This is a genomic window from Stenotrophomonas sp. ATs4, from assembly GCF_051861585.1.
GTDB lineage: Bacteria > Pseudomonadota > Gammaproteobacteria > Xanthomonadales > Xanthomonadaceae > Stenotrophomonas > Stenotrophomonas maltophilia_AS.
In genome coordinates, this window is record NZ_JBLYPK010000003.1 from 127,630 (window position 1) to 147,261 (window position 19,632).

At 65.2% G+C, this 19,632-nt stretch carries 18 protein-coding genes and 2 tRNA genes; 3 read left to right on the plus strand and 17 right to left on the minus strand.

Going from position 1 to position 19,632, the window contains the following annotated elements; translation table 11 throughout:
• Positions 1–58: 58 nt before the first annotated feature.
• Complete coding sequence (locus ABR323_RS06655) at positions 59–2,314, plus strand: T6SS immunity protein Tdi1 domain-containing protein (protein ID WP_439448721.1); 2,256 nt, start codon at positions 59–61, stop codon at positions 2,312–2,314.
• Positions 2,315–2,758: a hypothetical protein gene (locus ABR323_RS06660; protein ID WP_439448722.1), complete on the plus strand. Its 444-nt coding sequence runs from the start codon at positions 2,315–2,317 to the stop codon at positions 2,756–2,758. It begins immediately after the preceding gene.
• 9 nt (positions 2,759–2,767) lie between these two features.
• Here the strand turns inward: ABR323_RS06660 and ABR323_RS06665 are convergent, their stop codons facing one another.
• From ABR323_RS06665 to ABR323_RS06680, 4 genes are read right to left on the minus strand one after another with little or no spacing between them, the layout of a single operon-like run.
• Positions 2,768–3,688 carry an HlyD family secretion protein gene (locus tag ABR323_RS06665; protein WP_439448723.1) on the minus strand — a complete coding sequence of 307 codons (921 nt, stop codon included), beginning with the start codon at positions 3,686–3,688 and terminating at the stop codon, positions 2,768–2,770.
• Positions 3,685–4,413, minus strand: a complete 729-nt coding sequence (locus ABR323_RS06670; RefSeq protein WP_439448724.1) for an ABC transporter ATP-binding protein — start codon at positions 4,411–4,413, stop codon at positions 3,685–3,687. The genes ABR323_RS06665 and ABR323_RS06670 overlap by 4 nt, the downstream gene beginning before the upstream one ends.
• A gap of 10 nt (positions 4,414–4,423) precedes the next feature.
• Positions 4,424–5,563 carry an ABC transporter permease gene (locus tag ABR323_RS06675; RefSeq protein WP_439448725.1) on the minus strand — a complete coding sequence of 380 codons (1,140 nt, stop codon included), beginning with the start codon at positions 5,561–5,563 and terminating at the stop codon, positions 4,424–4,426.
• Entirely contained in the window at positions 5,560–7,023 is a 1,464-nt protein-coding gene (locus ABR323_RS06680; RefSeq protein WP_439448726.1) for an efflux transporter outer membrane subunit, read from the minus strand. The genes ABR323_RS06675 and ABR323_RS06680 overlap by 4 nt, the downstream gene beginning before the upstream one ends.
• A 190-nt stretch (positions 7,024–7,213) precedes the next feature.
• Between ABR323_RS06680 and ABR323_RS06685 the strand changes: the two genes are divergently transcribed.
• Positions 7,214–7,561: a hypothetical protein gene (locus tag ABR323_RS06685; protein WP_439448727.1), complete on the plus strand. Its 348-nt coding sequence runs from the start codon at positions 7,214–7,216 to the stop codon at positions 7,559–7,561.
• Between the two features lie 67 nt (positions 7,562–7,628).
• Here the strand turns inward: ABR323_RS06685 and ABR323_RS06690 are convergent.
• The 13 genes from ABR323_RS06690 to ABR323_RS06750 form a co-directional block, all read right to left on the minus strand.
• Positions 7,629–7,704: transfer RNA gene (locus ABR323_RS06690), tRNA-Gly, on the minus strand.
• A gap of 113 nt (positions 7,705–7,817) precedes the next feature.
• Positions 7,818–9,101 (minus strand): type II toxin-antitoxin system HipA family toxin, encoded by a 1,284-nt coding sequence (locus tag ABR323_RS06695; protein WP_439448728.1) that lies wholly within the window; start codon positions 9,099–9,101, stop codon positions 7,818–7,820.
• The gene (locus tag ABR323_RS06700; RefSeq protein ID WP_439448916.1) at positions 9,094–9,411 is read right to left on the minus strand and encodes a helix-turn-helix domain-containing protein; all 318 of its coding nucleotides are present in this window, start codon (positions 9,409–9,411) and stop codon (positions 9,094–9,096) included. The genes ABR323_RS06695 and ABR323_RS06700 overlap by 8 nt, the downstream gene beginning before the upstream one ends.
• A gap of 158 nt (positions 9,412–9,569) precedes the next feature.
• Positions 9,570–10,676, minus strand: coding sequence for an NAD(P)/FAD-dependent oxidoreductase (locus ABR323_RS06705; protein ID WP_439448729.1), 1,107 nt, complete (start codon positions 10,674–10,676; stop codon positions 9,570–9,572).
• A 138-nt stretch (positions 10,677–10,814) separates the two neighbouring features.
• Positions 10,815–10,890: transfer RNA gene (locus ABR323_RS06710), tRNA-Gly, on the minus strand.
• Between the two features lie 328 nt (positions 10,891–11,218).
• Positions 11,219–11,845 (minus strand): CDP-diacylglycerol--glycerol-3-phosphate 3-phosphatidyltransferase, encoded by a 627-nt coding sequence (gene pgsA / locus ABR323_RS06715; RefSeq protein ID WP_004152330.1) that lies wholly within the window; start codon positions 11,843–11,845, stop codon positions 11,219–11,221.
• An 18-nt stretch (positions 11,846–11,863) separates the two neighbouring features.
• Entirely contained in the window at positions 11,864–13,708 is a 1,845-nt protein-coding gene (uvrC, locus tag ABR323_RS06720) for an excinuclease ABC subunit UvrC (RefSeq protein WP_439448730.1), read from the minus strand.
• Complete coding sequence (locus ABR323_RS06725; RefSeq protein ID WP_439448731.1) at positions 13,705–15,117, minus strand: hypothetical protein; 1,413 nt, start codon at positions 15,115–15,117, stop codon at positions 13,705–13,707. The genes uvrC and ABR323_RS06725 overlap by 4 nt, the downstream gene beginning before the upstream one ends.
• On the minus strand, positions 15,114–15,602 hold the full coding sequence (locus tag ABR323_RS06730) for a low molecular weight protein-tyrosine-phosphatase (RefSeq protein ID WP_439448732.1): 489 nt from the start codon (positions 15,600–15,602) through the stop codon (positions 15,114–15,116). The genes ABR323_RS06725 and ABR323_RS06730 overlap by 4 nt, the downstream gene beginning before the upstream one ends.
• On the minus strand, positions 15,599–16,372 hold the full coding sequence (gene kdsB, locus ABR323_RS06735; protein WP_439448733.1) for a 3-deoxy-manno-octulosonate cytidylyltransferase: 774 nt from the start codon (positions 16,370–16,372) through the stop codon (positions 15,599–15,601). The genes ABR323_RS06730 and kdsB overlap by 4 nt, the downstream gene beginning before the upstream one ends.
• A 73-nt stretch (positions 16,373–16,445) precedes the next feature.
• Complete coding sequence (lpxK, locus tag ABR323_RS06740; protein ID WP_439448734.1) at positions 16,446–17,465, minus strand: tetraacyldisaccharide 4'-kinase; 1,020 nt, start codon at positions 17,463–17,465, stop codon at positions 16,446–16,448.
• On the minus strand, positions 17,465–19,213 hold the full coding sequence (gene msbA / locus ABR323_RS06745) for a lipid A export permease/ATP-binding protein MsbA (protein ID WP_135272989.1): 1,749 nt from the start codon (positions 19,211–19,213) through the stop codon (positions 17,465–17,467). Before msbA ends, lpxK begins: the two co-directional genes overlap by 1 nt.
• Positions 19,210–19,632: an ExbD/TolR family protein gene (locus ABR323_RS06750; protein WP_135272988.1), complete on the minus strand. Its 423-nt coding sequence runs from the start codon at positions 19,630–19,632 to the stop codon at positions 19,210–19,212. The genes msbA and ABR323_RS06750 overlap by 4 nt, the downstream gene beginning before the upstream one ends.

A 19,632-nucleotide genomic window follows, 5' to 3' on the forward strand; every position in this document is an offset into this window, starting at 1 on the left:
TGGCAGCGTTCCGATTGACCATGTCCTGCAGTGACCTCCTGTCGAATCAGGACCGTCCATGCAGCAATCGAGCCTTTTGAATTCTGCCCCCCTCAGCAACGTAGAAGTTGACGCACTCGAAAACGTAATACCAGCTGCGATTCGCGACCTGCTGATCCGTCGCGGGCGATCAGTCTTCAGAGGCGGCCGGATCCAGCTATGCCATCCGCAGGATCTCGCAATGGTGATGGAGCTGGCGCTACGGCACGATCCGGATCTCGCTCCAGAGGACACACTCGCCTACGCTTACTCTGCGTTCGGCACCATCTACTTCGTGCATACACAGTACGGTCCGGGCCAGATCGATCTCTTGAGCGGCTTAGTCCTCTGCAGGCGATTGACGGAGGACAGATTCTCGCCAGGTGATATCGGCGGAGATGCAACTTCCATCTTCCGGCTCCCTGACGAGAGATTGGACTTGGTCGACCAGGACGGCCATCCAATGTTCGATGCAGCAGTGCTGGCGCAAGGCCGCTTGGGTGTAGGACATTGCTACGGATTCTTCCCCGCACTCGGTTTGGGAGGCGTCGCGCAACTGGACTCACTGCAGGTGGTTGAGGCACCAGTGCACTTCTCGATACTGGCCCAGCTTGTCGAGTTCCAGCTTTCCCAGGAAGCATCGAATGGCGAACTCGTTGCCGTCACGCGACAACCGTCCGTACCGACACCTGAGGAAGTCGTTGCTCACCTTTCTCTGGAGTGCCCCTTTCAGGTCGTCCGATACGCCGACATCAAGGATGAGGTACCGCATGACTCAACATACGCACCAGAGCACTACGTCTGGGGTGATCCCGATGAGTTGGTTCTACTGGTTGATGGCGACCTCAAGCTGGACACACTGGACCTGGACGACCCGCTGGCCCCATGGCGGGAAGAGGATCTTGGTGCGTACATCCGTTTCATCCTGGTTCGCGGCAATGCAGAGATCGCACGCCATGTTCACAGCCTTGAAACCGACGGCGCATGCGGACTGCTTGTCTCGGGCGACCTGACGACAACCAATGCCATCGTCGGCGGACAGGAAATCCGCGTAGGCGGCAACCTACTGGTCCGCGAGCTGTTCTGGGGCGACTACAACCACGGGGAACTGCACGTGGTCGGAAACACCAAGGCAGCGCTTCTCATTCAGACCGACTACTCCATGCAATTTGATGGCTCTGTTCACTGCATGCGCAGGATGGACGACGAAGCCATCACTGACGACGGAATTGAGCAGATCATCGAACCCGATTGCCTGTCACGCGAATCCGAGGATCCGGACAGCTTCTGGTCATTGGATGCGGGAGCCATGTTGCAAAGGCTCACCACCGGAAAGAGCGTCATCCGTGCGGAGAGCCTGTCAGCGCCGGACCCGCTGCTATGCACAGTGAATCTGTTTGGCGACGGAACTATCAGTCCAGACAACTTCCTGCGGATCTGCGCCGAGGACATGCTTCCGATGGATATCTGCGGCTATGATTTCCATCGCGACGGCATCTCATTTCAAGTACGAGCGGACATCGAGGATGCTGGTGCCCCCTCTTACATCCTGCAGATGGAAGACCCATCAAGGAATATCGCCGCACGCTTCGTCATGGAGCGGGTTGAAACACCTGTCGGAATAATTGATCGCCTCAAGGGACGAAGGCCCGAGACTGGCTGGGGTCTCTGGAATTACATCTGCACTGATGTCAATAGCGACCAGAGCGAATGGGTGCGAGTGGAAGCGCATGAGATCCCGCCCGCCCACGTTGCACTCGTCCTAAAGGCCTGGCAATTCCTGCAGGAAGGGGCGTCCAGCCGCCATTGGACCGCGCAGATCATTCCGGCGAGCGAGATCAAGGATCTTCTTGCGCTGGAGATCTGCAAGCCCTACGACAACTATGACGATGATGACCGTTGCGGATTCTGGGTCGGTCACTGTCATGCGGCGTTTCGCCAACAAGAGCAGGGACCAGATCCGGTGGAGCCCACACTTCGCCTGTCTCGCGAACTGAATCAGCCTGACGGCACGAGCGTGATCGAAAGCTATTACTTCGACGTTGAAACCTGCATGGATGGCAGTGAGCGCGTCCGAATCCGCTACAAGGCCGACCAAGATCTGGAGGACTCTCCGGCTCAGCTCGATCCCGTTGGAGGGGCTGAACTGGCAGGCGCACTGCGTACCTACAAGCGTGGCGCGAGGGAAATGCGCAGTGCGAATGCTGACCTGCTGAGCGGAGAAGCCCCGTACTTCGCGAGAGATGATGCGTTCGCGATGAACTTCTGGAAGCGGCAGGGCTACCTGACCCAGTAGATGAGATCCTCTTCCCAGCCCCCTGCAGCATCAATAGGCTTCTGGCAGTTCGCACTGGTTGTGTGGCTGCTGCTTGTCTGCGCGCTCATCCATGCCGGCTTCAAGCCAGACTACTGGCAACTGCGTCACATCGAGTCCGGGACTCTGCCTTACCCAACAGATTCAGTCGTCACCTTCTCGCTGATCATTCTGGTGGAGATTGTTGTCCTGGGCCTGATCGTGCAGCCATGGCGCTTTCACCGCCTGTGGCTGCGGATGCTTGTCTGCGCCTTCCCCTGGCTGGGCTGGACAACACTCTGGGGCGTGACCGCCATGCACCAGTCTCCCGTGCGCGATGTGCACCTGTTCTGGTTGCTTGCAACCAGCGGCATCCTTCTTCTGGCACTGCTCGTAGTTGTGCCGGCCTCACTCTGGCCACGCCTGCGACGCTGGCTCGGGAACTGAGGCCCGCGCCTACTTCCGGAACTCCACCCGCACATGCTGGCCGAAGCGCGCCTTGGCCTCGCCTTCAAACTCCAGCACGCACTCCACTACCTTGGCCACGCCACGCCCTGCGTCTTCAGGCAGGCGTGCCTGCGCGAACACCGGACTGATGCGCACCACGCGCGCAGCTGGCAGCGCGCCGGTGTTTTCGGCGCCATCGCTGTCCGGCACGACGGTAGCCTTCATGCCAACCTGCACGGCATCGGCGTAGGCGGCGCTGAGTTCGGCGCGCACCTGCAGTGGGCGCGCCGGCAATAGCGAAATTGCCGGCTTGCCAGCCTGCACGAAAGCTCCGAGTCCCGGCACTTGGCCGACCACGGTGCCGGCTTCCGGTGCACTCAACGACATCTGCTGCAGTTTCAGCCTGGCGTGTTCCAGCTTGTGCTGGGCCATGTCCACCTGCGCACCGGCCACGTCGACATCGGCGCGCACACCGGCCAACTGCTGCTTGGCCGCATCGGCCTGCTGGTTGGACGACACGCCTTCACTGGCGCCCGTGGACAGGCGGGTGGCATTGCGCTCCAGTTCGCGCAGCTGCGCCTGGCTGCCCTTCAAACGGTCATTGGCCAAGGCCAGATCGGCGGTGGCCATTGCCACTTCCTGCTGCAGCAGGGCGCCATCGAGCGATAGCAGCAGCTGCCCCTTCTTCACCGTGGCCCCTTCCTTCACCGGCGCGGCGGTGATCGAGCCATCCACCGGCGGCGCCAGCGCGATCAGGCCGCCCTCGACGTCGATGATGCCGCGCGCGACCGCAACCTTGCCGGCGGCGGTTGCACCGGTCTTGCCCGACGGCGCCGGTTCGGGCGCGGGCGTGTTCTTGGAACAGGCGCCGAGCAGCAATGCCGCGGACAGGGCCAGGCTGAGGGGAAGCAGGTACGTCATCTTGATCATGGGGCGGACTCTACAGTTTCGTTCTGGCGGCGGTCGTCACGGACCATGCCGTCTTCCATGGCGATCACCCGATCGGCATGCCGGATCAGGCGCGGATCGTGGCTCACACACAGCACGGTGGCGCCATGCGCACGTGCGTAGCGATGCAGGATGTCGATCACGCGCTGGCCATTCTCGGCGTCCAGCGCGCTGGTGGGTTCGTCGGCGAAGATCAGCGTCGGCGACTTGGCGAAAGCGCGGGCCACGGCCACGCGCTGTTTCTCGCCGCCGGACAGCTGCGCCGGACGCATGTGGCTGCGATGGGTCAGGCCGACCTCTTCCAATGCCTTGCGCGCCAGCGGTTCGCTTTCGCGATTGCTCATGCCACGGTAGCCGAGCGGCAGCTGCACCTGCTCCAGCGCCGTCAATGCCGGGAACAGGTTGAAGCCCTGGAACACGAAGCCGACATGGTGCAGGCGGAAGCGCTCCACCTCGGCGCGGGTCATGTGCCCCACGTCCTGCCCGAGTGCGTGCACGCGGCCACCATCGGGTGCGGACAGGCCAGACAGCAGCGACAACAGTGTGCTCTTGCCGCAACCCGACGGGCCCGACACCAGGGTCAGCTCGCCCGGATAGATGTCCAGCGACAGGCCGCGCAGCACCGGCACCTGCACATCGCCGGACATGAAACCTTTTTCCAGTGCGTCGGCCTGCAGAGTCGGGGCGACGGCGCGTATGGAAGTCATTGGCCGGCCCTCAACGCAGCAGCAACGATGGATCGGAGCGGACGACACTGCGTACCGCCATGATGCTGGAAAGCATGGCCATCACCGCGACCAGCGCCACGCAGCCGAGGATCACCATCGGCGTCAGCTGCACCGGAACGCGCTGGGTCTGTGCGATCAACAGAACGACGGTGCTGAAGGCCGCCGCCAGCAACATGCCCGCGCCGCCGATCAGCAACGCCTGCTCGAACACCACCCGTGCCAGCGCATAGCGGCCGGCACCAAGGGCATTGAGCGTGGCGTACTCGCGCACCGAACCGGCCACCACCGACGCGAACGACTGGTTGGTGATCACCGCACCGACGAAGCAGACGATGACCGCCATGAACAGCACAGCGATGCCAGCGCCGGTATCAAACAACCAATACTGCTGCGAACGACTGGCGAACTGCGGCGCGGTCCAGAACTCGACCGGCGTGGCCTGGCCCATCGATGTGGCCAAGCGGTCACGCACGCGATCGGCCAGATCCGGCGAGCGCAGCCCCGCCACGAAATAGGTACTACCCTCATGCGCGTCGGTGCCGGCGATGGCACGCGCGGTATCCAGCGAGGCCAGCACGTTGACACCACCAAGGCCACGCAGGCCCGGCTGTGCAGCGACCACGCGCACCGCCTTGCCGTTGATCCACGCGCGGTTGTTCTGCAGGTCCACGCCCAACGTATCCAGATCGGCGCTGTCGACGATCACCGCACCCGGCTCGCGCAGCTGCGCGCGCAGGTCGGCGGGCAGGATGCGCGCGAAGATCATCGCGTCGTCGCGGGTGGAGATGCCGGACAGGTACACCGACACGTTGCCGGTGCCCTGCGCACTGGAACGCCACTCGCCATCAACCCATTCGTAGGGCTCCACGCGGGTGACATCCGGGTCCATGCGCAGATGGCTTTCGACATCCGCGCTGATCGCGTGTCCGTAATTGACGCTCTGGGTGCCGGGGAAGCCGGCCCAGATGTCGGCCGAGGATGCCTTCACGTAGATCGCGGCGGTACCGAAGATGCCCAGCACCAGTGCGGCCTGCACGATCAGCAGCACGCCGGCGAAACACATCGCCAGCACTACCGGCAGGAACCGGCGCCACTCATAGGCCAGGGTCTTGCGGGCCAGCGCGATCATTGCTGTTCGCCCTCACCCTCGGCCGGCAGCGGTGCACCGCCAAGCGCGCGGTACAGCGAAGCAAACGCCAGCACACGTGCGCCCTGTGCACCGATCAGATCGGCCTGTGAAGCCAGTGCGGCACGCTGCGTGTCCAACCCATCAAACTCGCTGGACAGGCCGAGCTGCACCTGCCGCGCCTGGCGCTTGACCTGCTGGCCGGCGGCATCATTGGCCACACGCAACGACTGGATGCTGCTGTCCTGACGCGCCAGGCTGCCCAGCGCGCCTTCCACTTCGCTCACGCCTTCCAGCACCGCTTTGCGATACCCGAGCAGCGCCGCGTCCAGCTGCTTCTCATCGGCATGGAAACGCGCGCGACGCTGGCCCCAGTCCCACAGCGGAATATCGACATACGGGCCGATCGACGGACTGGAATCGGAATTGGAGCGTGCATTCTGGGTAAGGTTGTAGGCGTACAGGATGGAGCCGCCGAGGCTGACCCGCGGATACATCGCGGCGCGCGCCGAGCCCTTGCTGGCCGCAGCCTGCATCACCTCCGATTCGGCCAGCAGGATCTGCGGCCGATGGCGCAACAGATCCGCGGGCACCTGCTGCAGCGAGAACGTGCCCAGCTTCGGCGGCGTGCGATACGCGCGCCAGGCCGGATCCGGGCCATCGCGGCCCAGCAGCAATGCCAGCGCGCGGGCCGCGTTTTCGGCATTTTCCCGGGCCTGTGCGATGGCGGCGCGGGTCGCGGCCTGGCGTGCACGCAGGCGATCCAGTTCGCCAGGCTCATCCAGGCGCAGGCGCTGGCGGACCAGGGCCAATTGCTCGCCGCGATCATCCACGGCCTGCTGCCGGGCCAGCAGGTCCTGCTGGGCCTGTGCAACGGTCAGGTCCAGATAGCTGCGCACCACGTCGGCAATCACCGCCACCTGCGCGGCATTGCGCAGTGCCTCGGCATTGCCGGCCGAAGCCTGCGCGCTCAGCTGCGCGCTCTCGGCGGCGCCGAACAGGCCCAGGTCCCAGATCGCCTCGATGCCGGCATGGAAGTAAGTATCAACGGCGGCAGCGTCCTGCACCTGCTTGGCGCTGGCCGTGATCTCCGGCAGGAAACGCGAATCGGAGGTGCCGGCGACGATGCGCACGGCCTGCAGGCGAAGGGTGGCCTGCTGCAGGTCGAGATTGCCGGCAACAGCCTGATCGACCAGGCCATCCAGCGACGGGTCGGACAGCACTTTCCACCACTGCCTGGCATCCACCATCACGCCTTGCCCCTGCGGCACCTGGGCCCAGGCGCTGGGTGTGCGATCAGGCAGGTCCGGGACCGGCACCGACATGCAGCCGGCCAGGGCCAGGGTTGCCAACAACGCGCCAGGGCGCAGCACTGCATGCAGGGAGAGTCCGCGCCCAGTCCTGGGCACTGCCACTGAAGTGATACGCCTGACCACCAGCCCGCCAACGTGTAGAAGGAGCATGAAGGCTACCGTGCGATTGTGGAGCGAACATGGAGAAATCGTCCGAAAAAGGTCACAGCACGCGTGCGGTTCAGGCAACGCCGACCCAGTCTTTCACTACGCTTTCAATGCGTTCCCGGCACGGAACACTGGACGACTTTCACGGCGTATTGCACATTGCGGCACTGCCTTGCTTCGATGCTGCCCGACCGTGAAACATCCCCGCCGCTGGCTGTTGATTGGCTCGATCACGACAGTGACTGTCGGCGTGATCGTGCTCGTTCTGACCACCCCACTGGTCTCGAACGCCATGCTGCTACTGATGGAGCGCAGCAACTTCATCCCGGGTGAATCTTCGATCTTCACCTTCGAGCCATATGCCATCAACCAGGGCGCGTCGAACTACTGGTTGTACGGGATGGATCGAACCTACTACTACCACTTCACCTACGAAGATGACGTTCCCTACGTCTACATCCGGCAGGACAACCGCTGCCCTGGTTTCGACCGGCAGGATGCGCGGACCTGGTGCAGCCCCCTTCCCGGCAAGGCACGCTAGCGCGGCGGTGGTGCAACCGGTGTGACAAACGAAAAACGCCCCCTTTCGGGAGCGTTTTTCTTGAATCTGGAGCGGGAAACGAGACTCGAACTCGCGACCTCAACCTTGGCAAGGTTGCGCTCTACCAACTGAGCTATTCCCGCAGATTCCGTTCGACCTGCGTCGAAGGAGCGCTATTGTGTCGATATTGCTGCACGGCGTCAACAGGAATTTTCGCCTGCATTGTGCGGCGGCGTTCAGGCCCCTGGGCCGGGCCTCAGGTCCGCAGGCCGCGTCGGACCTGCCGCAGCAGAGCCACGTTCTCGTTGATGCGTCGCTGGATCATGCTCAACGTGTCTTGAGCAATAACGTTTGAGTACATGCTGTTGGCGATTTCCGTGAATTGGCTGGCCACCTCGCAAATGCTGTCAATCGCCAGACTGGCATCACCCTGCTGTACCTCTGCTTCCTCGGCAAGCCGAAGCAGGTCAGCACGAGAAATCTCCAGCGCTTCCCCCATGACGTCCATCTGGTGATATCCGTTGGACCCTTCGCAGAAGGTCACGTCGTAGGCTGGGGCCAATCGCCATTGCCCATCCGGCGACATGATGTAGGCAAAGTTTTTCGGATGGTCGTCCCGGTTGTTGAACGCAACGTTGAAGACCGCACGCTCGAAGGCCACGGCCATTTGCCGCACATCGTTGGTGCACAGCTGGGTCGCGCGCAAGAAGTTGACATAGTCCAACGACCCCGCCGTTTGGTAGTTGGCGCCCGTGAATGCAGCAAGACTCTGCATGGGCACACGCAACCCATCGTGGCGATCAAAGCGCTTGCTGGCGAACGCGGCCAGCCCGTTGGGCAGGCTGAAGTACTGCGTGTCCGGGGTCTCGATGCCGCACCTGCGCAAGCACTCGGCGTAGACCATTTCGATGGCACACACCTCGGCATGCTCTTCTCTGGCCGGGAACTTGACCAGCCAAGCTTCGAAGCCTGGCCGGGCAGCCGTGGTGAATCCACCGGACTGTGGATCGCGATAGACAAGTGCCTTGGGCCTTGCTCCCTGGGGTGAGCCACCCACCAGCAGCAGGGTCTGCAGGAACTCGCCACCGTCTCCCTGGAGCACCTCCTGCACTTCGGCGGCAAGCTGCTCCAGCGGGACGTGGACCTCCGGCGCCTCGCCTTCGGGCGCCACAGGCTCAAACGTCATGGCCCCCATCGCGTTGCCACCGATGTAGGCCAAACGCTGGAGCGGGCCAATGCGTGCCGTACTGATTCTACGACGCCTGAACATGCGGTCCATCAGCAACATGCCCCAGCCGTCTGGCAAGGCGTCATACACAGGGCCGGGCAGTTGCAGTTGATGGTCCGGGAAATCCCGCCGCAATGCGGGACCACCCAGCGGCAACTTGTACGACGACAGCTCCAGTCCCCTTTGCCGGGCTTCGTTGCTGTACTCGAACACAATCAGCGGGCGGCCGGTCAGGGCGGTGGTGGAGACCAGCGTTCCCCAATGCCATCGCTCCCCCCACCCCTCGTAGAAGACCTTCACCTGTTCAGGCATTGCGGGGCTTCCGCTTCGTCCGGAGGCGGTTCGCAGCCTCTTCGTAGCGCCGAATGTCTTCGATGCTGTCCAGCTTTGGCTGGAACAGGCCTTCGAGTTCCTTGATCCGACCAAGGACCATCGCCACCCGGACGACTGCCTCGAAGCCGACATTGCGCCCGGCCTCCAGGTTGGACACGGTGTTGGTTCCAATGCCGGCACGCCCGGCCAGGTCCGACTGTGTCATGCCCAACGCCATGCGCTCTGTGCGCAAGCGCCCGCAGAGTCGCTTGACGACCTCGCCGGGCTTGCTGAAGCCTAAATCCAACATAGCGCGCACCACCCCTTCTCCATGCCAGTTAGCACCCCAAATTATAGAATTAGCTCGAACCGGATTCAATGGATGTAATTCCCGAATTTTGCTCCTTATTTGCGTATTCATCTGCATAAATACAGAATTATGGAATTACAGGGCTCTTGAAACGCGCATCACGTGCGCAGGCCACGGCGATGGAAGTAGACCTGCTCGGCGATGCGGCGCGTGGCCGCCGTCTGCAGCAGCGCATTGAGCGGCCAGTCGGCCTGCAGATGATCCATCCCCCAGCGCAGCAGGCGCTTGCCTTGGAATGCCGGCGCCACCTGCCGCGCCACCCGTTCCGCTTCCGGCCCTTGCCCGCGTAGATGGCGGGCAATCGCCTCGCCGACCGCCCAGCCGTGCCGCCAGGAGGAGTGGATGCCCCCGGCGGAAAGCGGCGAGACGATGCCCGCCGCGTCGCCGGTCAGGATCAGCCGCTGGCCGGTGATCGGCCCATCCGGCCGGCCGCAGGGCACCAGGCCGGCGCGGGTGGCCGAGGGACGCGCCGAAGGCGGAATGCCGACCACATCGCGCACGTGGTCGAGGAAGCCTTCGATGTCCGGCGGCCGTACCTGTTGTGGATCGTGACGCAGCGCCAATCCCACCTGCAGCCCGGTCGGATTCTGCGCGACCCAGCCGATATAGCCCGGCGCGTAGCGCTTGCTGACGAAGCAATGCAGCGCATCGCCCTGCGTCACCTGCAGGCCGGCGAACTCACGTTCTACGCCGTAGAGGTTGTCGCGCACCTGACCGAGCCCGGTACTCTGGGCAACGCGTGAGCGTGCGCCATCAGCACCAACCAGGTAGGCACACCGCCCTGCCCCATCCACCTGCCAGCCGTCACCATTGCGATGGGCATCGGTGAAGGACTGCTGCAGGCGCAGGTCGACACCATTCGCGCGCAGCTCGCTGGCCAGCCAGCGCATCAGGTTCGGCGTATCGGTGGTGAGGAAGTAATAGCCCGGCGCGGCCAGCAACACGCTGCGCAGGTTCGGCGCATAGAGGCGCACGTTCGCGACCCGCTGCACCAGATGCTCGGGCATGCGCCCCAGCCAGGTCTGCTCCATTGCCTCTTTCACCACGATGCCGGTGGTATGCAGGCGCTCGCCGGGATCGGCCTTGCGTTCAAGCACGCAGACACGCAGGCCGTATTGGACAGCGGCCAGCGCGCAGGCGGCACCGGCGAAACTGGCGCCGACGATGACCACATCGTGGTCGTAGGCGGAGGGAGTGTGGGGCATGGCTGCATCGTCCTGGGGGAACGGAGATGCAGCTTCGCCAGCGCGGATGGAGGGGCGATGGAGTGTGGGTGAAGTGGGGATGAAGCGCTCAGTACGCAAACGAAAAACGCCCCCTTGCGGGAGCGTTTTTCTTGAATCTGGAGCGGGAAACGAGACTCGAACTCGCGACCTCAACCTTGGCAAGGTTGCGCTCTACCAACTGAGCTATTCCCGCTTGGGAGGCGAAATTTTACCTATTCCAAGGATGGCGTCAAGCGCTTTTCTCAGGGTCTGCGAGGCACCTTGCATTGCCTATCCACGCATGGCGTGGATCTACCACGGCATCCCCGCAAACCGATGGATCCGCATCATCCGTGGACGCAACACTTCCAGATGAATCCGCATCATCCGTGGATGCAGCATTTCAAGTAGATCCACGCCGTGCGTGGATGGGGCGTCACCGTAGATCCGTCCAGCGCGTCGAGTAGATCCACGCCATGCGTGGATGGGCGCATCGATGGGGTCAGAGCCCTTTCCTTCGGAAAGGGATCCGACCCCGGGGCTCAGTTGCCCAGCTTCTTCTGCCGTGCACGCTCGCGCGCAGCGCGCTCGTCATCGCGCAGGCTCGGCCAGGCAGCGTGCAGGTACTGCAGGCCGGACCACAGGGTCAGCACGGCGGCAATGGCCAGGGTCCAATCGCCGATGTGGAACACCGGCCAGCCCATCCAGATGTCTTGCACCGGCACGTTCGGGGCCACCGAATACAGCAGGCACAGCAGCGCGACCATCTGCGCGGTGGTCTTGACCTTGCCGATCATCGCCACGCGCACCTTGGCGCGCTGGCCCAGCTCGGCCATCCACTCGCGCAGCGCCGACACCGCGATCTCACGGCCGACGATGACCGCCGCCCAGAACGCCATCCACGGCGTCGGGTGGCCCTGCACGATCAGGAACAGCGCTACTGCCACCATCAGCTTGTCCGCGACCGGGTCGAGGAAGGCACCGAAGGCCGACTCCAGCTGGTAACGGCGTGCGATCCAGCCATCGAGCCAGTCGGTGATCGCGGCCAGGCCGAAGATCGCCGCCGATGCGAAGTTGGTCCAGGTGTAGGGCAGGTAGAACACCAGCACCAGCACCGGGATCATCACGATCCGCAACAACGTCAGCCAGGTGGGCAGGGTCAACTTCATGCTTGCGTGCTTCTCTCTCTACTCGGCCGCATCAGGCGTGGCCAACCCGTGCAGGTTAGCGTAGATACGTGCCGCGAGGGCGTCATTGATGCCTTCCACCTTGGCGATTTCCGCTTCGCCAGCGGCTTTCAGGCCCACCAGACCGCCGAAATGCTTGAGCAGGCTGGCGCGGCGGCGCGGCCCGATACCGGGGATGTCCTCCAGCTTGCTGGTCATCCGCGCCTTCTGGCGGCGGCCACGGTGGCCGGTGATGGCGAAGCGGTGCGCCTCGTCGCGCACCTGCTGGATGAACTGCAGCGCTGGGTTGGCCGCGCCCGGGCGCAGCTCGCGGCCATCGGGCATCACCAGCGCTTCGTGGCCGGCGCGGCGTTCCACGCCCTTGGCCACGCCCACCAACAGCACACCTTCCACACCCAGGTCGGCCAGTGCGGCCTGGGCCTGGGCCAACTGGCCGGCGCCGCCGTCGATCAGCAGCACGTCCGGCAGCACGCCCTGCTCTTCCACCGCGCGGCGGAAGCGGCGGTCGATGGCCTGGCGCATGGCGGCGTAGTCATCGCCCGGCTCGATGCCGCTGATGTTGAAGCGGCGGTACTGCGCGCGCACCGGACCGGCGGCGTCGAACACCACGCAGGAGGCCACGGTGGCCTCGCCCAGGGTGTGGCTGATATCGAAACATTCGACACGCTTGACCGGCTCGGCAAGACCCAGCATGTCACGCAGTGCATCACTGCGGGCGTGCTGCGCGTTGCGGCTGTTGAGTTCGGTGGCCAGGGTCAGTTGCGCGTTGCGGCTGGCCAGTTCCACGTAGCCGGCGCGCTCGCCGCGCACGTTCCACTTCAGCTGCACCTTGCGCTCGGCCGAGGCCGACAGCGCGGCAACCAGCAGGTCGGCGTCGGGAATCTCGCGGTCCAGCAGGATCTCGCGCGGCGGTGCAAATTCGATGTAGTACTGCGAGACGAACGCGGCCAGCACTTCTTCCGGGCTTTCTTCGCCGTTGGTGCGCGGGAAGAACGGGCGGGTACCGAGGTTGCGGCCATCACGGAAGGCCAGCAGCAGCACGCAGGCCTGCGAGCCCTGCATGGCCACGGCCAGCACGTCCAGATCCGCAGCGCGGCCGTCCACGTACTGACGGGTCTGCATGCTGCGCAGTGAGGAGATCAGGTCGCGCAGGCGCGCGGCCTGCTCGAACTCCAGTGCCTCGCTGGCGGCCTGCATCTGCTCGCCCAGTTCGCGGGTCAGTTCGTCGCTCTTGCCTTCCAGGAACAGCGCCGCACGGCGCACCGACTCGGCGTAGTCCGGCGCTGGCACCAGTTCCACGCACGGCGCGCTGCAGCGCCCGATCTGGTACTGCAGGCACGGCCGCGAGCGGTTGCGGAACACGCTGTCCTCGCAGCTGCGTAGCTTGAACAGCTTGTGCATCAGGTTCAGCGTTTCGCGTACGGCGGTCACGCCGGGGTACGGCCCGAAGTAGCGGCCGGGAATGGCGCGCGGGCCACGATGCAGGGCAATGCGCGGCCAGTCCTCACGGGTCAGCAGCACATGCGGATAGGTCTTGTCGTCGCGCAGCGAGACGTTGTAGCGCGGCGACAGCGATTTGATCAGCTGGTTTTCCAGCAGCAACGCCTCGGCTTCCGAGCGCGTCACGGTCACGTCCATGCGCGTGATCTGCGAGATCATCGACATGATCCGCGCGTTCTTCGGGCTGCCGTTGAAATAGCTGCCGACGCGGTTGCGCAGCGCGCGCGCCTTGCCCACGTACAGCAGGGTGTCATCGGCGGCGTACATGCGGTACACGCCAGGGGCGGTACTGAGCTGGGCCGCGAAGGCCTTGCCGTCGAAGACCGGAGCGGGAATGTCGGTCATTCGCTGATCGGGACTTCGCTGAGCACGCCGCTGTCGGGGTCGAATCGCAGCACGGCGTGGGCGTCAGTCTCGGCGATCCACACCGCACCGGCGCCCACCGCCAATCCGGCCGGGCCATGCAGGCGGCGCGGCAGCGGCTGGGTGGTCAGTTCGCCACCGCCCAGGCGCAGCGTGCGCAGGCGGCCGTTGCCGGTATCGGCAATCCACAACAGCGGCGCGTCGGGGCTCAATGCAATCGCCTGCGGGAACTGCAGGCTGGCCTGTGCGCGCGGGCCGTCTTCACTGCCGAAGCGCCACGGCCCCTGCCCGACCAGGGTCTGCACCAGGTCACCGCGCAACTGCAGCGCGCGGATCGAGGAACCCAACGCATCGGCCACGTACAGCACCTGCTGCACCACGGCCAGCGCGGTCGGCTGCGCAAACGCAGCCAGATGGCCGCTGCCATCACGCTCGTCGATGGAGCCACTGCCGGCGCGCCATTGCAGGCTGCGCTGGCCCAGGTGGTAGCTCCAGATGCGGTTGTCGCCGGCCATGGCGATGTGCAGCTGATTGTCGGCGATGGCCAGGCCGACCGGATGGTCCAGCGAGACCTGCCGCGCCTGCGCGACGGGACCTTCCACCGGCGCACCGGGACGGCCGTTGCCGCACAGCGTGTCGACGATGCCGGTCAGCAGGTTGATGCGGCGCACGGCGTGGTTGCCGGTGTCGGCCACGTACAGCGCGTCGCGTTCCAGCACCAGCGCCTGCGGGCGGTGGAACGCGGCCTCGGCGAGATTGCCGTCCATGAAATCGGCGGTGCCGAGCCCGAACTGGCGCAGGATGCGGCCGCCATGGCTGCATTCGAGGATGCGGTGATGACCGCTGTCGGCGATGTACAGGCGCTCGGTACTGACCGCCAGGCCGAGCGGGAAGCGCAGCGCCTGGCGGGGCTCCGGATGCAGCTCGCTACCGCCGCGCGGCGGCGCCGACGGTGCACCCTCGCAGAGCGCATTCAAGGCACGCTCCAGTTCACCGGGCGCGCCCTGCCCGACCAGCCGCTGCTGTTCGCGGCCCTGTGCATCCAGCAGCACCAGCGTTGGCCAGGCGGTGATGCCGAAGCGGCGCCAGCCATCCCAGTCAGCATCAAGCAGCACCGGCATCGACAGGCCCTGGCGGCGCAGCAGCTTCAGTGCGGCACCAGCTTCGCGTTCGAAGTCGAAGCGCGGCACCTGCAGCACCAGCGGCTGCAGCTTGCCGGGGTGGCGCGACAGCCATTGGCCGAATTCGGCCAGGCGTTGCGCGCTCCAGGCAGAGGCGGCGTTGACGAACAACAGCGCCACCGGCCGACCGCGCAGTTCGGTCAGGGTGCAGGGGGTGGCATTGAGCCAGGTGGCGAACTCGGGCAGGTCCGGGACGGGCTGGACGTTCATGGCCCGATTATGCCGGAGTCGGCGTCATGCAACAGTCGTGCCACGGCACGTTTTGCAGCATCGTCGACCAATGTCCAGACCTGTTCGAAATGATCACTGCCGCCGGTGTAGGGATCCGGGATCGCCACCCGGCCCTCTCCCCCCGACCATGGCAGGTACAGTGCCAAGCGTTCGCGCTGGGCAGATGTGGCCAAGCGACCAGCATAGCGCAGATTGGCTTCGTCGGCGCACAGGATCCAGCCGAAACGGTCGAAATCCACGGGCTGCAGCTGGCGTGCACGCAGGCCGCCGATGTCTACGCCGTGCCCAGCCGCACAGGCAATCGCACGCCGGTCCGGCGGCTCTCCCACATGCCAGTCGCCGGTGCCGGCCGAATCGACCTGCACCCGCCCGGCCAGCGGCGACGCCTCCAGGCGTGCGCGCAGCGCACCTTCGGCCATCGGCGAACGGCAGATGTTGCCGAGGCAGACGACCAGCAGCTTCATCGTGCCGCCAGCGTCTGCAGCAGTGCTTCGGCGCGCTCCAGGTCCTCGGGCGTGTCGATGCCCGGCGGGAACGGTTCGGGCGAGATCGCCACGCTGATCGGGAAGCCCGCTTCCAGTACGCGCAGCTGTTCCAGCGATTCGACCTGCTCCAGCTGGCCCGGCGGCATCGCCGCGAACTGCTGCAGGAAACCGGCGCGATAGCCGTAGATGCCGATGTGGCGCAGCCAGTTGTGACCGGCCGGCAGCGTGTCGCGGCTGCGCGCGAAGCCGTCACGATGCCAGGCAATCGGTGCGCGGCTGAAGTACATCGCCTCGTTGCGCACGTTGCGCACCAGCTTCACCACGTTCGGATCGAACAGGGTTTCCGCATCCTCCACAGCGGTCGCCAGGGTCGACATCGGCGCGTTGCCCTCAACCAGCGCCAGGGCCACCGCGCGGATACCCGCAGCGGGTGCAAACGGCTCGTCGCCCTGCAGGTTGACCACCACGGTGTCGTCGGCCCAGCCGGCGATGCGCGCGCACTCGGCCAAGCGGTCGGTGCCGGAGGCATGCGAGGTGGCGGTCATTGCCACCTTCACTTCGGCCAGGCCGGACAGTGCGTCGGCAATGCGTTGATCGTCGGTAGCGACCCAGACCTCACCGGCGCCGGCCTGCAGCGCGCGGCGCGCCACGTGCAGCACCAGCGGCTCACCGCCGAGCGGGCGCAGCGGTTTGCCCGGCAGACGCGAGGCGGCATAGCGGGCCGGAATGGCGACGACGAATTCGGTCATGGGCGGTACTCGGCAGGCTCGTTACAACGGGAATGCGGCCGGCAGCGCATGAATGCAAGCGCCGCCGCGCCACTCAGTTCGGTCGCAGCTTGTCCAGGCGATCGGTCAGCGCCACCCAGAATGCCGCAGGCAACTCGGCGCGCAGCGGGACTGCGTAGTGCCAGTCATTGCCGAACGCACGGCATTTCACCGCGTCCTTTTCGGTCATCAGCACCGGCAGCTGGCTGCCGAAGGACAAGTCCTGCGGCTGGTAGGCATGGTGGTCGGCAAACGCATGGGGCACCACGCCGATGCCACGTGCGCGCAGCATGTCGAAGAAACGCTGCGGATGGGCGATGCCGGCCACCGCGTGCACGCGCTGGCCCTTGAAGTACGCCAGCGGACGGGCACGACCACCGGCCAGCGGCTGCGCACTATCAATGTGCAGGGCCATCGGCCACTGGCCGAAGCCACAGGCCTGGGCCGCACTTTCCTCATCGGCCTGGCCGAGATTCACCACATGGAAGTCGCATTCGCTGGCACGGCTGACCGGCTCACGCAGCGGTCCGGCCGGAATCATCCGGCCATTGCCATAGCGACGCTGGGCATCGACCACTTCGATTTCGATGTCGCGCGCCAGCCGATAGTGTTGCAGGCCATCGTCGCAGACGATCACGTCGCAGCCGGCTTCGATCAGTGCTTTGCCTGCAGCCACACGGTCGCGGTCCACGCGCACCGGCACGCCGGTTTTCCAGGCGATCAGCACCGGTTCGTCACCGCCCTTGGCGGTCGGTGTATCAGACTTCACCCACAGCGGTTTGTCGGCGTCTTCGCGGCCGTAGCCACGGCTGGCCACGCCCGGTTTCCAGCCTGCGGCGCGCAGGCGCTCCACCAGCGCGATGGTCAGCGGCGTCTTGCCGGTGCCACCTGCGGTGATGTTGCCGACCACGATGACCGGCACCGGCAGCGTGTAGTGCTTGCGCCAGCCGCGCCGATAGGCGCGCCGGCGCAGCGCGGTGACGCCGGCATACAGCGGTGCCAGCAGGCGCATCGCCCACGGAACCGGGCTGCCGTCGTACCAGTACGGCGGGGTCTGGGTACCCTTGCCGGCCATCAGTCCTGCCTTTCGCGGAACTGCATGCTGTGCAGATGCTGGTACAGGCCGCCCATGGTCAGCAGTTCCTTGTGGGTGCCACGTTCGACGATGCGGCCGTGGTCCATCACCAACACCTGGTCGGCATGTTCGATGGTCGACAGGCGGTGTGCGATCACCAGCGTGGTGCGCTCGGGCATCAGGCGCTGCAGTGCATCCTGCACCAGGCGCTCGGATTCGTTGTCGAGCGCGGCGGTGGCTTCATCGAGGATCAGGATGGGGGCGTCGCGCAGGATCGCGCGGGCGATCGCCAGGCGCTGGCGCTGGCCACCGGACAGCAGGGCGCCGTTCTCGCCTACCGGCGTCTGCAGCTGCTGCGGCATGCGCGCGATGAACTCCCAGGCGTTGGCCGCTTCGGCCGCCGCACGGATCTGCTCTTCGGTGGCGTCCATGCCATAGGCGATGTTGGCGCCGATGGAGTCGTCAAACAGCATGACCTTCTGCCCGACCATCGCCACCTGGCGGCGCAGGTCGGCCAGCGGATAGTCGTCCAGCGCCACGCCGTCCAGCGTGATGCGCCCGCCGCTGGGCTCGTAGAAGCGTGGCACCAGCCGGATCAGGCTGGTCTTGCCACTGCCGGAGCGGCCGACGATGGCGGTGACCGTGCCTGGCTTGGCCACAAAGCTGATGTCGTCCAGAGCGATGCCACTGTCCTCGCGATAACGCAGCATGACGTGGTCGAAGGCCAGTTCGCCGCGCACGCGCTGCACCGCGGTGCGGCCATTGTCACGCTCGACCGGCATGTCGAGGATGTCGAACAGGCGCTCGGCGGCGGACACGCCACGGGAAATCGAGGACTGCACGCTGGTCAGGCGGCGCAGCGACGGAATGATCGCGGTCATCGAGATCATCAGGCCCATGAACTGGCCCGCGTTCAGGCGTCCCGCCAAGGCTTCCCGGGTTGATACCCAGACGATCACCGCCAGCGCCAGCGCTGCCAGGAACTGGACCACGCTGGAGGCACCGGCGCGGGTGATTTCCACCTTCATGTTCAGTGCCAGCATGCGGTTGGCCAGGCGCGAGTAGCGCGACATCTCATGCTGCTGGGTGCCGTGCACCTTCACTTCCTGCTGTGCGGCCAGCGACTGCTCGGCGGTCTGTGCCATCGTGCCCATGCCGTCCTGGATGCCGCGGCTGATTCGGCGGTAGCGCTTGCCGACGTAGGACACGATCACGCCGATCATCGGCACTACCACCAGCATCGCCACGGTGACCTTGACGCTCATCTGCAGCATCACCGCCAGCATGGCGATGATGGTCAGGGTGTCGGCAACCACGGTCTTGAGCGCATCAGCGCTGGCCTGGGTGACCTGCTCGGTATCGAAATTCAGGCGGCTGACCATCACCGGCGTCGATTCGGTATCGAAATGCGAGGACGGCAGGTGCAGGTACTTGGCCAGTACCTGCTCACGCAGGTCGCGCACCACGCTGCGGCCGGTCTTTGCCAGCGCGTAGTCGCTGACCCAGGTGGCAGCGCTGCGCATCAGGAACAGGCCGAGGATGGTCAACGGCAGGATTACCGCCATTTTCGGTTCGGGATTGACGAAGCCACGGTTGACCAGCGGCTCCATCAGCTTGGTGAAGTGGTAACCGGCCACCGACTCCACCACCATGGCGATGACGGCGGCGACCATCAGGCCCCAGTAGGCCCGGGTATACCCCAGCAGTCGTTTGTAGATCGGCCACACCGGCGCGTGTTTGGAACTCATGGACGCACCTCGGGTGCTGTTGCAATGGCAATACGGCGGAAACCGAGCTGACCCAGCGCATCCTGCGCGGTCACCACGGCCTGGTAGGGAGTGCGTGCGTCGGCGCGTAACAGCACCGGCTGCGTACGGTCGCTGCCGGCCACGGCGGCGATGGTCTGCTTGACCGACTCGACGTCGCTGCGCAGCACTTCCTGGTCATTGATGAAATAGCGGCCTTCGGCATTGATCAGCACGCTGAGCGAGCGCGGCGGCGCGTTGTTGGGCTGCTCGCTGGCGGTCGGCAGCTGCACCTGCAGCGTAGAGCGCGCGTCGAAGGTGGTGGTGACCACGAAGAAGATGATCAGCACCAGAATGACGTCGATCAGCGGTACCAGATCGATATGCGGCTCATCCTGGGATCGGTCGTTGCCGATACGCAT

What these genes read in the sequence shown, in the direction of transcription:
- ABR323_RS06655 (WP_439448721.1), top strand. Translation starts at nt 59, where the DNA reads ATGCAGCAATCGAGCCTTTTGAATTCTGCCCCCCTCAGCAACGTAGAA.
- ABR323_RS06680 (WP_439448726.1), bottom strand. Translation starts at nt 7,023, where the DNA reads ATGCTCCTTCTACACGTTGGCGGGCTGGTGGTCAGGCGTATCACTTCA.
- uvrC (WP_439448730.1), bottom strand. Translation starts at nt 13,708, where the DNA reads ATGACCGACATTCCCGCTCCGGTCTTCGACGGCAAGGCCTTCGCGGCC.
- kdsB (WP_439448733.1), bottom strand. Translation starts at nt 16,372, where the DNA reads ATGACCGAATTCGTCGTCGCCATTCCGGCCCGCTATGCCGCCTCGCGT.
- msbA (WP_135272989.1), bottom strand. Translation starts at nt 19,213, where the DNA reads ATGAGTTCCAAACACGCGCCGGTGTGGCCGATCTACAAACGACTGCTG.
- ABR323_RS06675 (WP_439448725.1), bottom strand. Translation starts at nt 5,563, where the DNA reads ATGATCGCGCTGGCCCGCAAGACCCTGGCCTATGAGTGGCGCCGGTTC.
- ABR323_RS06705 (WP_439448729.1), bottom strand. Translation starts at nt 10,676, where the DNA reads ATGCCCCACACTCCCTCCGCCTACGACCACGATGTGGTCATCGTCGGC.
- ABR323_RS06725 (WP_439448731.1), bottom strand. Translation starts at nt 15,117, where the DNA reads ATGAACGTCCAGCCCGTCCCGGACCTGCCCGAGTTCGCCACCTGGCTC.
- ABR323_RS06695 (WP_439448728.1), bottom strand. Translation starts at nt 9,101, where the DNA reads ATGCCTGAACAGGTGAAGGTCTTCTACGAGGGGTGGGGGGAGCGATGG.
- ABR323_RS06750 (WP_135272988.1), bottom strand. Translation starts at nt 19,632, where the DNA reads ATGCGTATCGGCAACGACCGATCCCAGGATGAGCCGCATATCGATCTG.
- ABR323_RS06660 (WP_439448722.1), top strand. Translation starts at nt 2,315, where the DNA reads ATGAGATCCTCTTCCCAGCCCCCTGCAGCATCAATAGGCTTCTGGCAG.
- ABR323_RS06670 (WP_439448724.1), bottom strand. Translation starts at nt 4,413, where the DNA reads ATGACTTCCATACGCGCCGTCGCCCCGACTCTGCAGGCCGACGCACTG.
- ABR323_RS06700 (WP_439448916.1), bottom strand. Translation starts at nt 9,411, where the DNA reads ATGTTGGATTTAGGCTTCAGCAAGCCCGGCGAGGTCGTCAAGCGACTC.
- pgsA (WP_004152330.1), bottom strand. Translation starts at nt 11,845, where the DNA reads ATGAAGTTGACCCTGCCCACCTGGCTGACGTTGTTGCGGATCGTGATG.
- ABR323_RS06730 (WP_439448732.1), bottom strand. Translation starts at nt 15,602, where the DNA reads ATGAAGCTGCTGGTCGTCTGCCTCGGCAACATCTGCCGTTCGCCGATG.
- ABR323_RS06665 (WP_439448723.1), bottom strand. Translation starts at nt 3,688, where the DNA reads ATGATCAAGATGACGTACCTGCTTCCCCTCAGCCTGGCCCTGTCCGCG.
- lpxK (WP_439448734.1), bottom strand. Translation starts at nt 17,465, where the DNA reads ATGGCCGGCAAGGGTACCCAGACCCCGCCGTACTGGTACGACGGCAGC.